This window comes from Streptomyces sp. KL109B (assembly GCF_030766935.1).
Taxonomy (GTDB): Bacteria; Actinomycetota; Actinomycetes; order Streptomycetales; family Streptomycetaceae; genus Streptomyces.
On sequence record NZ_JASERL010000018.1, the window covers coordinates 69,366 to 83,416 of the forward strand.

The window sequence follows — 14,051 nt, forward strand, 5'->3', positions numbered from 1 at the left end:
GCAAGGGGCCGGGGAGCGGAAGGTGAATCGAACGTCATGAGCGAGGCCAGGAACAGGATCGTCCGACCCGTCGCGGCGACGGCGGCCGCGGTCGTACTGTCCCTCACCGCGAGCGGCTGTGTGACCGTGCACGGGGAGCTGGAGATCGTCCCGACGACCACGAAGGCGCAGGCGGCACGCGCCGTCGACACGTTCGTGGACGCCTACAACAAGGCGGACGAGACGTACGACAGCGACGCCGACGCCAAGCACGTCAGCGGGGCGCTCGGCGCGATCGACGCGGCGAAGCTGAAGGCGGGCCGCGCGCTCAATCCGGGCGGCAACCCGAAGCACTCGCCGCTGAAGCTCACCGACACGCAGATCACCGTGCCGAAGAAGGCGGGCTGGCCGCGCTGGTTCGTGACGAACTCGGACAACAACCGGGTCAACGGCTACCGCTGGGTCATGGTGTTCTCGCGCAGCGCCGAGAACGCGCCGTGGGCGGTCTCGTACCTGTCGCTGCTGCGCGACGGCACGGTCCCCAAGTTCAAGACGGACAAGGACGGTTGGGGCGAGGCCGTGGACCCGGACGCGTCCGGTCTCGCGCAGCGGCCGAAGGACATGGGCGAGCAGTACACCAAGTACCTCAAGAGCGGCGGCGACGCGTTCGCCCCGGGTCCGCACACCACGCGCTGGCGCGAGACCCGCGACAAGGTGGCCTCGCGGCCCGGCCTCGCCATCCAGTTCATCGACGAGCCGCTGACCTCCGGGGCCTACGCGCCGGTCGCGCTGCGCACCCAGAACGGCGGCGCCCTCGTCTTCTTCTCCACCCGCCGCTACGAGAAGCTGACCGCTTCCCCGGGGAGCAACCTGCCCGCGATCGGGGCCGACGTGAAGGCGCTGATGACCGGCGAGGCGAAGCAGTCCGCGACGTACGGGTACGTTTCCGGGCAGGCGGCGGTCGATCCGCCGAAGGCGTCGGGGAAGGTGAACGTGGTGTCGCGGGTCGAGGGGATCACGTCGGCCGAGGGCAAGTGACGGCGTCCGTCGTTGCGGTTGCGGGGCTCTGCCCCGGGCCCCGCGCCTCAAACGCCGGCGGGGCTTGATCAGGGCCAGGCGGATGTGAAGTCCGGTTCCTCCGCGCCCACGTAGCGGGCACACGCGTCCGTCAGCGACTCCAGCAGCGTCAGCGGGTCCGGGAGCGGATGCTCCGGACCCCGCACCCAGAACACCGACCGCTCACCCGGCAACCTGGCCGGCGGCACCAGCACGTACGACCCACGGCAGTGCCACCGCATGCCGGGGTGCTCGTCCATGGTCTCGGGATGGCAGTCCAGTTCGCAGGGCCACCACTCGTCCTCCTGGTCCGGCGTCCCCCGCGTCGCGGTGAAGAAGAGCATCCGGTCGCCGCCGGACTCGGCGACGGGGCCGACCTCGATCCCGGCGGCGAGGAGCCGCTCCAGCGCCTCGTGCCCGGCCTCCGCCGGAACGTCGAGGACGTCGTGGACCATGCCTGTCGCGGTGATGAAGTTGGCCTGCGGCTGATGTCTCGCCCAGCGCTCGATCTGCGCGCGGTCCGTCGTGGACTGCGTCTGCCAGGCGAAGGAGACGGGGTGCCTGCCGGGGGTCGGACAGCCGACGCGGTTGCAGGAACACCGGTAGTCGGAGGGGTAGGCGGCCGGGGCGAGCGGGAAGCCGGCGGCAGCGGCGGCGAGCAGCAGGCCCTCGCGGTCCGCGTCGGTGGTGCCGGTGTCCTTCGGGCCGCGCGCGGCCCTCAGCCACCGTGAGACCAGGCCGAATCCCCCGGTTTTCCGCTCAGGCTGTCCGCCGAATCGGCGGCCCTGCTCCGCGCCCATCAATCCCCTCACCATCGCCGTCGTGCCGAGTCCAGATGAACCTTGGACCAAAAGTGTCCCACCATCCTGCGCCCCGGGGGGCCACAGTCCACATCCGGGGTACGTGAGGGGGCTTTCGCCGGGGTTCCAGCCGCGGTTCTAGCCGCGCGGGCGGGCGCTGATGCCGTACAGGACGTACTCGACGAGCCGGTCCGCGTACGTGTGGGTGAGCGGGCCCGTCTCCTGGAGCCAGCGCTGGGCGAGCGGTCCGGAGAACAGGTCGCGGGCGATCAGGGGGTCGACGTCGGCGCGGACGTCGCCCGCGCCCTGGGCGTCGCGCAGCCGGGCCGCGTACAGGTCGAGTCCGGGCATGAGGAGCTTTCCGACGAATTCCTGGGCGAACTCCCGGTTGGCGACGCCCTCGGCGGCGAGCGCGCGGGCGGGGGCGTCGAAGCGGGGGTCGTTCAGCTCATCGACGGTGGCGCGGAGCACCAGCTTGAGGTCGGCCTCCAGGTCGCCGCTGTCGGGGAGGGAGGCCGGGTTGAGGGGGACGTCGGGGTGGTGCTCGGCGGCGGCTTCCTGGTTCTGCTCGTTGAGGTCGATGAATGCCTCCATCAGGACCTCGGCCTTCGAGCCCCACCATCGGTAGATCGTCTGCTTGCCGACACCGGCCCGCGCGGCGATGCCCTCGATGGTCGTGCGCGGGTATCCGATCTCTCCTACGAGGTCGAGGGCGGCGTCGTAGATCGCGCGGCGGGAACGTTCGCTGCGGCGGGTGGAGTCAGGCATGCGTCGAATGTAGCAGCGGGGCGAGACGCCGCGTCTCGACCGTCCGCTCCGCGAACCACCCGATCGGTTCACAGCCGCCACGGCCACCCTGACCGCACCATGGGCGCAAGCGAACAACCTACGCGGTCGTGAGGAGCCCTCATTGCCCAGTTCCAGGCCCAGTTCAAGGCCCAGGCGGTACCTGATGTGCCCACCAACGCACTTCAAGGTCACGTACTCGATCAACCCGTGGATGGATCCGACGAAACCCGTCGACGTCCCGCTCGCCCTCGCCCAGTGGGAGGACCTGGTCGGCCGCTACCGCGCGCTCGGCCACACCGTCGAACTGCTCGACCCGCGCCCCGGACTGCCGGACATGGTGTTCGCGGCGAACGGCGCGACCGTGGTGGACGGGCGGGTGCTCGGCGCCAGGTTCGCGCACCCGGAGCGGGAGGGGGAGGCGGCCGCGCACCTGGAGTGGTTCCGGGCGCACGGTTACGCCGAAGTGCACGAGCCGGTGCACGTCAACGAGGGCGAGGGCGACTTCGCCGTCACCGCGTCCTACGTGCTCGCGGGGCGCGGCTTCAGGGCCTCGCCGTTGTCGCACGGGGAGGCGCAGGAGTGGTTCGGGCGGCCGGTGATCGGGCTCGATCTGGTCGACCCGCGCTTCTACCACCTGGACACGGCGCTGGCGGTGCTCGACGACGAGGCCGACGCCGTCATGTATTACCCGGGGGCGTTCTCGGCGGGGAGCCGGGCGGCGCTGCGGAAGCTCTTTCCCGACGCGTTGATCGCCTCCGAGGCGGATGCGGTGGCCTTCGGCCTGAACGCGGTGTCGGACGGGCGGAATGTGGTGTTGCCGCAGGGGGCGGTGGGGTTGTTCGGGGTGTTGCGGGGGCGGGGGTTCGTGCCGGTGGGGATGGATTTGGGCGAGTTGTTGAAGGGGGGCGGGAGCGTGAAGTGCTGCACCCTTGAGCTCCGGTAAATCAAGCCCCTGCGGCCCAGTAAGCCCCTGCGGCGATTGAGCAGGCGGCTCCCGCAATCCAAGCCCCTGCGGCGATTGAGCAGACGGCTCCCGGGGCTGGTGCCTCGGGGCGCTGCCCCGGACTCCGCTCCTCAATCGCCGGCGGGGCTTGATTTACCGGCACCGTGGGGCCACCCATCGCCCCAATCCACCTTGCGGGCATCCCGGTACGCCGCACCGTGCCGCTTGGTCACCGTGGCCCGGCGGAGACGGCCCTCCGCCTCGCAGAGGTCGAGCAACACCTGCCCCTTGCGGAGCTGAGGCTTGCGGACGACCCGGGCCGACGCCGGATCCACCGCGGAGCGACTCGCCGCGACGTAGGAGAACTTCTCGTCCTCGTACGCCAGGGAGCCGCCCTTGACCTGGCGGTGCAGGGACGAGCGGGCGACCCGCGCCGAGAAGTGGCACCAGTCCGTGCCGGGCACGATGGGGCACGCCGCGCTGTGCGGGCAGGGCGCGGCCACCCGGAAGCCCGCCGCGATCAGGCGTTCGCGGGCCTCGATGACGCGGGCGTAGCCGTCCGGGGTGCCGGGTTCGATGATCACCACGGAGCCCGTGGCGGCGGCGGCCTCCGCGGCGGCGTCGACGACGGTCGCACGGTCGGCCTCGGTCAGTTCCTTCAGGACGTAGGAGACGGTGACGAGGTCGGCGGCCGGGGCGTCCGCCACCCCGACGCGGCCGCGCTCCCAGCGTACGGAACGCTTCAACTCCGGTTCGGCGGCGGCCAGTTCACGCCCGAGGTCGAGCGCGGGCTGCGACCAGTCGAGGACCGTGGTGGGGCGCTCCCCCGCCCACACGTCCCGCGCCGCCCACACCGCCGCGCCGGTGCCTCCGCCGATGTCCAGGTGACCGGCGGGTTCCGGGACGCCGGCGTCGTCGAGCGCGGCGAGCGAGGAGCGCACCGCCGCGAACGTGGCCGGCATCCGGTACGCCGCGTACGCCACGACGTCCGCCCGCTCGCGCAGGATCGGGGCGTCGGTCGGGGTGGTGCCCCGGTAGTTCGCGATCAGCCGGTCGACGGCCTTGGCCGCCTGTGTGGGCGGGAGGCCGTCGACGAGTGCGGCGAGGGCGGAGCGGAGGGTGTCGGAGGGCGACTGGAGCGGGGCGTTCACCCCACGATTCTACGGAGGGCTCAGATCACGGCTCGCGCCAGCCGCGTCCCCGCCGCCACGCGCGGCGCGTTGTCGGGGCCCCGGCGCCGCGGGTGCACGGTGTTGGCGAGCAGCACCAGGAACGTGTCCGTCGCCGGGTCGATCACCAGCGACGTCCCCGTGAACCCGGTGTGGCCCGCCGCGCCGCGTCCCGCCAGCTCGCCCATGAACCACGGCTGGTCGACGCGGAAGCCGAGGCCCGGCGCCGCCAGCATCAGGTCGACGAAGTCGGGGCCGAGGATGCGGGCCGTGCCGTACGAGCCGCCGCTCAGCAGCGCCCGGCAGAGCACCGCCAGGTCGTACGCCGTGGAGAACAGGCCCGCGTGCCCGGCCACGCCGCCGAGCGCCCACGCGTTCTCGTCGTGCACCTCGCCGCGCAGCATGCCCCGGTCGGCCTTGCCCCAGGGGCGGCGCTGGTCCTCGGTGGCGGCGGCGTCGGGGCGCGGCCCGTAGGACGTGGCGGTCATGCCGAGGGGGCGGGTGATGCCCTCGCGGACCAGGACGTCGAGGGGGCGGCCGGTGACGCGTTCCAGGACCTGCTGGAGGAGCAGCATGTTCAGGTCGGAGTAGAGGTACTGGCCCGGCGGGGAGGAGGGTTCCTCCGCGCGCAGCAGGTCCGTGCGGGAGGCCGCGTCCTTGGCGTCGTACAGCGGGAGTTCGGGGCGCAGGCCCGAGGTGTGGGTGAGGAGTTCGCGGATCGTGATGCCGTGCCGGGCGGCGGCCGTGAGCTCGGGAACGTACGCGCCGACCTTCGCGTCGATGCCGAGTCTGCCGCGCTCGATCTGCTGCACGGCGGCGATCGAGGTGCAGAGTTTGGTGAGGGAGGCGAGGTCGAAGGGGGTGTTGGCCGTCATGGGGACGCGGGCGACCGGCGGCAGCTCGACGCCCGTGTCCTGCGTCTCGTCGTACGCCGCGTAGCGCACCGCCCAGCCGCAGGCCGCCTCCGCCGCGATCACCGGGCCGCGGCCCGCGAGCAGCACGGCCCCTGCGCACCAGGGCGTCGGCCCTTCGGGCAGCCGGCGCACGTCGGAGACGAGTCCGGCGAGCTGCCGGGCGTCGAGGCCCGCCCGCTCGGGGGTGCCGTGGCGCAGTCTTGGCGCGTTCAGCGTGTGGTCACCTCCCCCGCCGCCTCGCTGCTCCTGCGCTGCCGCCAGGGGCGGCACAGGGTCACGAACGCGAGGGCCGCGACGAGTCCGCTGGCGAGCTGGACGAGCGCCATCGGCACGGCCGTGTGCTCGCCCGCGATGCCGACGAGCGGGGATGCGATGGCGCCGATCAGGAACGAGGCCGTGCCGAGCAGCGCGGAGGCGGATCCCGCCGCGTGCGGGGTGCGCATGAGGGCGAGGGCGTTGGTGTTGGGCGTGGTGAGGGCCATCGACGCCATGAGGATGAAGAGGCCGGTGGCGATGGGCGCGAGGCCGAGCTCCTCGGGGCTCCCGAAGACACCGGTCGCGGCGAGGAGCAGGAAGCCGGCGGCGAGGACGACGAGGGTGAGGCCGATGCCGAGCACCTTGTCGAGGTTGACGCGGCCGACGAGGATCTTGCCGTTGAGCTGGCCGACCGCGATCAGGCCGATCGAGTTGAGGCCGAAGAGGAGGCTGAACGTCTGCGGGGACGCCCCGTAGATCTCCTGGATGACGAAGGGGCTGGCGCTCACGTACGCGAAGAGCGCGGCGAACGCGAAGCCGCCGACGAGCGTGTAGCCGAGGAAGACGCGGTCGGCGAGGAGCCCGCGCATGGTGCGCAGCGCGGCGACCGTGCCGCCGCCGTGCCGCCGCTCGGGCGCGAGGGTCTCCGGCAGGAACTTCCACACGACGGCGGTGAGCGCGATGCCGATGAAGGTGAGCACGACGAAGACGCCGCGCCAGTCGGTGAACCGCAGGACCTGGCCGCCGATGAGCGGCGCGACGATCGGGGCGATGCCGGAGATCAGCATCAGGGACGAGAAGAAGCGGGCCATCGCGACCCCGTCGTACAGGTCGCGGACCACCGCCCGCGCGATCACGATGCCCGCCGAGCCCGCGAGGCCCTGGAGCAGCCGGAAGGCGATGAGGAGGGCGGCGTTCGGCGCGAAGGCGCAGATCGCGGTGGCGACGATGTAGATCAGCAGGCCGACGATCAGCGGCCTGCGGCGGCCCCACTTGTCGCTCATCGGGCCGACCACGAGCTGCCCGAGCGCCATGCCGGTCAGGCACGCGGTGAGGGTGAGCTGGGCGGTGGCCGCCGAGGAGTGCAGGGAGCCGGTGACCTCCGGGAGCGCCGGGAGGTACATGTCCATGGACAGCGGCGGTACGGCGGTGAGCCCGCCGAGGATGAAGGTGACGAGGAGTCCGGCTCCGGCGCCGACCGCCGCCTTGGGTACGGGAGTTGGGGCTCCGCGGCGGGCCGCGTCCCTGGCGGTCACGTCCTCACCGGTCGCGCTCTCCCCCGTGGTGTTCCCGGTGGAACATCCGCTGTCCTTCATCCCGCTGCCCCTCGTTCCCTTTCGTCTCTCCCGGCCGTCTGTGCGATTCCCTATGCTCTCAGCTCGGCGGAGTGACCGGGAACAACATCAGGAATGGGTGGGGCACGGTGGTGGAGCGGGTGCGCTGGGGAATTCTCGCGACGGGCGGGATCGCCGCGTCGTTCACGGCGGATCTGCTCGATCTGCCGGACGCCGAGGTGGTGGCGGTGGCCTCGCGCCGGGAGACCTCGGCGAAGGCGTTCGCGGAGCGCTTCGGGATCGAGCGGGCGTACGGCGACTGGGCCGCGCTCGCGGCGGACGAGGACGTGGACGTCGTGTACGTCGCGACGCCGCACGCCGCGCACCGGGAGGCGGCCGGGCTCTGCCTGGAGGCGGGCCGCCCGGTGCTGTGCGAGAAGGCGTTCGCGCTGAACGCGCGGGAGGCGGCGGAGCTTGTGACGCTGGCGCGCTCGCGGGGCCTGTTCCTGATGGAGGCCATGTGGATGTACTGCCATCCGCTGGTGCGGCGCATGAGGGCGCTGATCGACGACGGGGCGATCGGTGAAGTGCGCACTGTGCAGGCCGACTTCGGTCTTGCCGGTCCCTTCCCGCCCGCGCACCGGCTGCGGGATCCGGCGCAGGGCGGCGGCGCGCTGCTGGACCTCGGGGTGTATCCGGTGTCGTTCGCGCAGCTGCTGCTCGGGGAGCCGTCCGGTGTGCTGGCGTCGGCGCAGCTCTCGGAGGAGGGCGTCGACCTCCAGACCGGGATGGTGCTCTCGTGGGAGGGCGGCGCCCGCGCGCTGCTGCACTGCGCGATCAACGCCGGTACGGGGGTGACCGCTTCGGTCACCGGCTCCGCCGGGCGGATCGACGTACCGGCCGGTTTCTTCGCCCCGGAGCGGTTCGTGCTGCACCGGGACGGCCGGGACCCGGAGGAGTTCGTGACGGCGCCCGAGGACGGTCCGCACGACTCGATGCGGCACGAGGCGATCGAGGTGATGCGGCGGATCCGGGCGGGCGACACGGAGTCGCCGCTGGTGCCCCTTGAGGGTTCGCTCGCCGTGATGCGGACGCTCGACACCGTCAGGGAACGGGTCGGCGTCCGCTATCCCGGCGAGTAGTGACCGGAGTTACGCGGGCTTGAGGCCCGGCTCCCCGACGGCCGTCACGAAGGACGCGGCCGTGCTGAGGGCGGCGCCCGGCGTGGTCACGGCGGGCACCGTCTTGAAGTCGGCGCGGGCCGCTTCCTGCCCCAACTCCACGGTCACGTAGCCGCGTTGACCGTTGTAGTGCTTCATGTGCGGGTTGCGGGCGAGGTATCCGGCCCAGTTGGACGGCTTGGCGGCGCCGTCCTTGCCGCTGGTGATCGAGGTCGTCACGATCTCGGTGCCGACGGTGCGCGAGTCCTGGTCGTCGGCGTCCCGCTTGATGTCCATGGCGTACGAGACGTGGACGTCGCCGGTGAGGACCATCAGGTTCTCGACGCGGGCGGCGTCGGCGCCCTTCAGGATCCGCTCGCGGGAGGCCGGGTAGCCGTCCCAGGAGTCCATGGACAGCGTGGTGTTGCCGACGGTGGGACTGTTGCGGCGGGAGAAGGTGACCTGCTGCGGGACGACATTCCACAGCGCCCGCGAGTCCCGCCAGCCGTCGGTGAGCCAGCGCTCCTGCGTGAAGCCGGGCAGCGTCTGCGAGGCGGCCTCTGACTCGGGCGTCGGCGTCTTCCAGCCGTCGCCGTTGGCCTGGTCGGTGCGGTACTGGCGGGTGTCGAGGATGTCGAACTGGGCGAGCCTGCCCCAGTGCAGCCGCCGGTAGAGCTTCATGTCGGGGCCGCTCGGCACCTGCGGGCGGCGCAGCGGCTGGTTCTCCCAGTACGCGCGGTACGCGGCGGCGCGGCGCAGCAGGAACTCCTCGGGCGGGTCGCCGTTCTCGTCGGTGTCGCCCGCGTAGTTGTTCTCGGTCTCGTGGTCGTCCCAGGTGACGACGAAGGGGTGCGCGGCGTGCGCGGCGCGCAGGTTCTCGTCGGACTTGTAGAGGGCGTAGCGCAGCCGGTAGTCGTCCAGCGTCATGGTCTCCCGGTTGAAGACGCCGGGCAGGACGCGGTCGGTGTAGTTGCGGGCGCCACCGACGGCCGTGACGGCGTACTCGTACAGATAGTCCCCGAGGTGGAAGACGACGTCGACGTCGTCCTCGGCGAGGTGCTGGTACGCGGTGTAGTAGCCGTCGTGGTACGCCTGGCAGGACACGGCGGCGAGGGTGAGGGCTTCCGCCTGCGCGTGGGTGGCGGGCGCCGTGCGGGTACGGCCCGTCTCGCTCACCCAACTCCCCACCCGGAAGCGGTAGTAGTACACGCGCCCGGCGGCGAGCTTGTCGACCTCGACGTGCACGGAGTGGTTGTACTCGGGGTGCGCGGTGGTGGTGCCGCGCCGGACGACACGCCGGAACCGCTCGTCGCTCGCCAGCTCCCACTGCACGTCGACGCGGGCGGCGGGCAGACCGCTGCCGGTCTCGTACGGGGACGGGGCGAGCCGCGTCCACAGCAGGACGGAGTCGGGCAGCGGGTCACCGGAGGCGACGCCGAGCGTGAACGGGTCGCTGGTGATCTTCCGGGCGTCGAGCTCGGCGGCGGCCGCGGCGCCCGCGGTCGGCAGGTTGGTCGCGAAGGCGAGCGCGGCGGCGGCGCCGGTCACGGTGAGGAATCTTCTGCGGCCCAAGTGCTGGGCGACGGCTCGGAGTTCGGCGGAGTGCTGCGGTATGTGAGGCATGAAGCGTTATTGCAGTGGCCCGGGACGACGCACTGTCGTCGCGTACACAACAGCCACATGGCGGAGCGATGATCTCCGTATGGCCACCCGACCCGTACGCTGCGGCCTCATGAACGCTTCGCAAACGGACGCCACGTCCCGCACCGCCGTCGTCACCGGCGCCGGTTCCGGCATCGGCCGGGCCGTCGCACTCGAACTCCTCGGCGCGGGCTGGCGGGTGGCGCTCGCGGGCCGCCGCACCGAGACCCTTGAGGCGACGGCGGCGCTCGCCCCGGAGGCCGCCGCCGCGCTCGTGGTGCGCGCGGACGTGTCGCGCCCCGAGGACGTCACGGCCCTCTTCGAGACGACGGCCGACCGGTTCGGCCGCCTCGACCTGCTCTTCAACAACGCGGGCACGTTCGGCCCCGGCGGCGTGGGCATCGAGGACCTCGATTACGACGCGTGGCGGCAGGTCGTCGACATCAACCTCAACGGGGCGTTCCTGTGCGCCCAGGCGGCGTTCCGGCACATGAAGGAGCAGGACCCGCAGGGCGGCCGCATCATCAACAACGGCTCCATCTCCGCGCACGCGCCGCGCCCGCGCTCCATCGCGTACACGACGACGAAGCACGCCATGACCGGCCTGACCAAGTCCCTCTCCCTGGACGGCCGCCCCTACCGGATCGCCTGCGGCCAGATCGACATCGGCAACGCGGCGACCGACATGACCGAGGTCATGCAGCGCGGCATCCCGCAGGCGAACGGCGAGCTGGCGGCGGAGCCGGTGATGGACGTCGCGGACGTGGGCCGCACGGTGCGGCACATGGCGGAGCTGCCGCTGGAGGCGAACGTGCAGTTCGCGACGGTCCTCGCGACGAACATGCCGTACATCGGGCGGGGCTGATCCACGGCTCCGGCCCTCCCCGCGCGCGGACTTGATCCACTGCACTAGTGTCACTCGAACGGGCCTGCGCACCGCGTGCGGGCCGGACGAGTACCGGACGGTGAAGTCATGACCTGCTCACGTTTTCGTACGTCTACGTCGTCTCGCACGTCCTGCCCCGGACGCCTCGACCTGGGGCTGCTCGCGCTGCGCGTCGGCACCGGCGGGATCCTCGCCGCGCACGGCGCGCAGAAGCTGCTCGGCTGGTTCGGCGGCGGCGGGGTGTCCGGCACCGCCGCCGGTATGGAGGCCATGGGCTACCACCCGCCGAAGGCCAGCGCCATCGCCGCCGGGCTCGGCGAGGCGGGCGGCGGGGCGCTGCTCGCGCTCGGGCTCGCGACTCCGGTGGGCGGGGCGGCCGCCGCCGGAACAATGGCGGGCGCGGCCGCCGTGCACGCCCCCAACGGCTTCTTCGCGCAGGGCGGCGGCTACGAGTACCCGGCGTTCCTCGGCTTCGTCTCGGCGGGCCTCGCGGTGACCGGCGCGGGCCGCTACTCCCTCGACCACGCCCTCGGCCACCGCCTCGACCGCCACTGGATGGTGCCGGCGGCGCTGGTGGGGGCGGGCGCGGCGGCCCTCGCGATCGTGGCATCCCGCAACAAACGCAAGGACGACGAGGCGTAACCATCCAAGCCCCTGCGGCGATTGAGCAGCGGGGTCCGGGGCAGAGCCCCGAGACGTAGGCCGACGGAGCCGTCCACCCAACCCCGCACGGGTAGGCCGCACAAGGTGAACGGCTACCATCGCCGCCATGACTGACAGGCACCGAAGCACCGAACTCCCGCGCCTGGGTGTGGCCATCGTCACGATGGGCAACCGCCCCAAGGACGTGGAGGCCCTCCTGGAATCGGTGGCCAAGCAGGACGCGGTGCCGACCCGCGTGGTCATGATCGGCAACGGCACTCCGCTGCCCGCCTACTCCGGCTACCCCTTCGAGGTCACGACGGTCGAGCTGGACGACAACCTCGGCTGCCCCGGCGGCCGCAACGTCGCCCTCGCCCGCCTCCGCGAGTTCGGCGACGTGGACGTGGCCGTGGAGCTGGACGACGACGGGCTGCTCGTCGACGCCGACGTGTTCTCCACGATCCAGAACCTGTACGCCGCCGACCCGAAGCTCGGCGTCGTCGGCTTCCGCATCGCCGACGAGACCGGCGAGACGCAGCGCCGCCACGTGCCGCGGCTGCGCGCGAAGGACCCGATGAAGCGCGGCCTCGTGACCGCGTTCCTCGGCGGCGCCCACGGCTTCTCGATGAAGATGCTCGAAGAGACCGGCGACTGGCCCGCCGACTTCTTCTTCACGCACGAGGAGACCGACCTCGCATGGCGCGCGCTCGACGCCGGCTGGAAGGTCCTCTACGAGCCGTCCCTCCTGCTCCAGCACCCGAAGACCTCCCCGGCCCGGCACGCCGTCTACTACCGGATGACCGCCCGCAACCGGGTGTGGCTGGCCCGCCGCCGCCTCCCCCTCCCCCTGATCCCGCTGTACCTGGCGGTGTGGACCGGCATCACCCTGCTGCGTACGCGGTCGCTCGGCGGCCTGCGCGCCTGGGCGGGCGGCTTCAAGGAGGGCCTGCGCCGCTCGGCCGGGGAGCGCCGCCCGATGCGCTGGCGGACGGTGTGGCGGATGACCCGGCTCGGCCGGCCGCCGCTGATCTGACGTTACGGGGACGGGGGCGCGCCGGGGGTGCCTAGATCGACTCCAGGCTCCGCCCCGTCGTGCGCGGCCCGAGGATCCGTACGTTCAGGCACAGCACGACCATCAGCACGCCGGAGCCGATGAACACGGCGTCCGCGCCCAGGTCTTCGAGCACGTCGATCGCGACGAACGGCAGCACGACCGAGGTCAGCCGGGACAGCGAGTACGCGATGCCGATGGCGCTGGAGCGCATGCCGGTGGGGAAGATCTCCGTCTGGTAGACGTGGAACGCGTTCGAGAAGACGTTGCTGCACACGGTGAGCAGGAAGCCCGCGCCGACGATCAGCCAGGACGCGTCGGCGAACCCGAAGACGAGGCCGCACACGGCGATGCCGAGCGCCGACAGGATGATCAGCGTGCGCCGCTCGATCCGGTCGATCAGCGGCACGGAGAGCGCCGAGCCGACCGGGTAGCCGAGGTAGCTGAGGGCCGCGTACGAGAGGGACTCGGTGACGGTGTGGCCCTTGGCCTGGAGGACGACGGGGGCGAGGGATCCGAAGCCGTAGTAGCCGACGGTCTGGAGCACCTGGAAGATCCACCACATGACGGTGCGGCGGGCGTACGGGGCCTTGAACATCCGCCCGAGCGGCACCTTCCCGGCGTCCGCCGCTTCGGCGGGCCGTGCCGGGGTTGACGTCTCGGGGCTCTGCCCCGGACCCCGCGCCTCAACCGCCGGCGAGGCTTGGCGGTGCTCGATGTCGCGCACCACTGCCTCGGCCTCTTCCTGCCTCCCCCTCGCGGCCAGCCACCTCGGGGACTCCGGGAGGCGGGTTCGCAGGAGTTGGATGAACGCGGCGCCGAGCGCGCCCGCGACGAGCAGCCAGCGCCATCCGTCGACCCCGAACAGCTCCCGCTCGGCGACGAGCCGCGCGCCGAGCAGCGCGGCGACGGGCACGCCGACGAAGCCGAGGGTGTAGGCCCAGGCGATGTAGCGGCCGCGCACCTTGCGCGGCAGGAATTCGGCCAAGTACGTGTCGACGAGGACCAGTTCGGCGCCGAGTCCGAGCCCGGCGAGGAAGCGGAGCACGGAGAGCTGGGTGGCGTCCTGGGCGAAGGCGCAGCCCAGCGAGAACAGCGAGTAGAGCCCCAGGTTGACCAGGAACATCTTCCGCCGCCCGAACCGGTCGGCGAGCACGGACAGCACATTGGCGCCGACGAACATGCCGAGGAACCCGGAGGCGATCAGCCACGACTTCTCGGTGCCGGACAGCTGCCAGGACTCGGCGAGCGCGGCGGCGAGCACGCCGCCGAGGAACACCTCGTAGAGGTCGAAGAAGGCCCCTACGCCGACGATCGCGGTCAGTCGGCGGTGCCACGGCCCCACGGGCAGCCGGTCAAGCCGCTGTACGGGATCGATCGCTTCGTCCGGTGCGGGGGCTTTCGCGGCCCCCGTGACGCCCTGCTCACTCATGCGCACCGACGTTAGCTGTAGGCGACAGCTAAATGAAGACCCAATTTTCCCCGCCCTCCG

13 protein-coding genes are annotated in these 14,051 nt (G+C 72.1%); 6 read left to right on the top strand and 7 right to left on the bottom strand.

Annotation, left to right across the window (positions count from 1 at the left end; translation table 11 throughout):
- The first annotated feature begins 36 nt into the window (after nucleotides 1-36).
- Nucleotides 37-1,017, top strand: a complete 981-nt coding sequence (locus RBJ65_RS39990; protein ID WP_306320891.1) for a hypothetical protein — start codon at nucleotides 37-39, stop codon at nucleotides 1,015-1,017.
- A gap of 68 nt (nucleotides 1,018-1,085) precedes the next feature.
- On the opposite strand, the gene RBJ65_RS39995 is transcribed toward RBJ65_RS39990, so the two are convergent.
- The gene (locus RBJ65_RS39995; RefSeq protein WP_306320890.1) at nucleotides 1,086-1,835 is read right to left on the bottom strand and encodes a bifunctional DNA primase/polymerase; all 750 of its coding nucleotides are present in this window, start codon (nucleotides 1,833-1,835) and stop codon (nucleotides 1,086-1,088) included.
- Between the two features lie 138 nt (nucleotides 1,836-1,973).
- On the bottom strand, nucleotides 1,974-2,603 hold the full coding sequence (locus RBJ65_RS40000) for a TetR/AcrR family transcriptional regulator (protein WP_306320889.1): 630 nt from the start codon (nucleotides 2,601-2,603) through the stop codon (nucleotides 1,974-1,976).
- 142 nt (nucleotides 2,604-2,745) lie between these two features.
- Here RBJ65_RS40000 and ddaH point away from each other — a divergent pair, with 142 nt between their 5' ends.
- Complete coding sequence (ddaH, locus tag RBJ65_RS40005; RefSeq protein WP_372341348.1) at nucleotides 2,746-3,567, top strand: dimethylargininase; 822 nt, start codon at nucleotides 2,746-2,748, stop codon at nucleotides 3,565-3,567.
- Between the two features lie 131 nt (nucleotides 3,568-3,698).
- Here ddaH and RBJ65_RS40010 read toward each other — a convergent pair whose 3' ends face one another.
- The 3 genes from RBJ65_RS40010 to RBJ65_RS40020 are packed head-to-tail and all read right to left on the bottom strand — an operon-like array spanning nucleotide 3,699 to nucleotide 7,221.
- Nucleotides 3,699-4,718: a small ribosomal subunit Rsm22 family protein gene (locus tag RBJ65_RS40010; RefSeq protein ID WP_306320887.1), complete on the bottom strand. Its 1,020-nt coding sequence runs from the start codon at nucleotides 4,716-4,718 to the stop codon at nucleotides 3,699-3,701.
- A gap of 20 nt (nucleotides 4,719-4,738) precedes the next feature.
- Nucleotides 4,739-5,920, bottom strand: a complete 1,182-nt coding sequence (locus RBJ65_RS40015; protein ID WP_306320886.1) for a serine hydrolase — start codon at nucleotides 5,918-5,920, stop codon at nucleotides 4,739-4,741.
- Nucleotides 5,860-7,221, bottom strand: coding sequence for a multidrug effflux MFS transporter (locus RBJ65_RS40020; RefSeq protein WP_306320885.1), 1,362 nt, complete (start codon nucleotides 7,219-7,221; stop codon nucleotides 5,860-5,862). The genes RBJ65_RS40015 and RBJ65_RS40020 overlap by 61 nt, the downstream gene beginning before the upstream one ends.
- Before the next feature lie 71 nt (nucleotides 7,222-7,292).
- Between RBJ65_RS40020 and RBJ65_RS40025 the strand changes: the two genes are divergently transcribed.
- Complete coding sequence (locus RBJ65_RS40025; RefSeq protein ID WP_306320884.1) at nucleotides 7,293-8,321, top strand: Gfo/Idh/MocA family protein; 1,029 nt, start codon at nucleotides 7,293-7,295, stop codon at nucleotides 8,319-8,321.
- 9 nt (nucleotides 8,322-8,330) lie between these two features.
- On the opposite strand, the gene RBJ65_RS40030 is transcribed toward RBJ65_RS40025, so the two are convergent.
- Nucleotides 8,331-9,962: an alkaline phosphatase gene (locus RBJ65_RS40030; RefSeq protein ID WP_306320883.1), complete on the bottom strand. Its 1,632-nt coding sequence runs from the start codon at nucleotides 9,960-9,962 to the stop codon at nucleotides 8,331-8,333.
- 109 nt (nucleotides 9,963-10,071) lie between these two features.
- On the opposite strand from RBJ65_RS40030, the gene RBJ65_RS40035 reads away from it, so the two are divergent.
- The 3 genes from RBJ65_RS40035 (at nucleotide 10,072) to RBJ65_RS40045 (ending at nucleotide 12,541) form a co-directional block, all read left to right on the top strand.
- The gene (locus RBJ65_RS40035) at nucleotides 10,072-10,845 is read left to right on the top strand and encodes an SDR family oxidoreductase (protein ID WP_306320882.1); all 774 of its coding nucleotides are present in this window, start codon (nucleotides 10,072-10,074) and stop codon (nucleotides 10,843-10,845) included.
- A 108-nt stretch (nucleotides 10,846-10,953) separates the two neighbouring features.
- The gene (locus RBJ65_RS40040; protein WP_306320881.1) at nucleotides 10,954-11,508 is read left to right on the top strand and encodes a DoxX family protein; all 555 of its coding nucleotides are present in this window, start codon (nucleotides 10,954-10,956) and stop codon (nucleotides 11,506-11,508) included.
- A gap of 127 nt (nucleotides 11,509-11,635) precedes the next feature.
- Nucleotides 11,636-12,541, top strand: a complete 906-nt coding sequence (locus tag RBJ65_RS40045; RefSeq protein ID WP_306320880.1) for a glycosyltransferase family 2 protein — start codon at nucleotides 11,636-11,638, stop codon at nucleotides 12,539-12,541.
- Between the two features lie 31 nt (nucleotides 12,542-12,572).
- Here RBJ65_RS40045 and RBJ65_RS40050 read toward each other — a convergent pair whose 3' ends face one another.
- Nucleotides 12,573-13,991: an MFS transporter gene (locus tag RBJ65_RS40050; protein ID WP_306320879.1), complete on the bottom strand. Its 1,419-nt coding sequence runs from the start codon at nucleotides 13,989-13,991 to the stop codon at nucleotides 12,573-12,575.
- Between the last annotated feature and the right edge of the window lie 60 nt (nucleotides 13,992-14,051).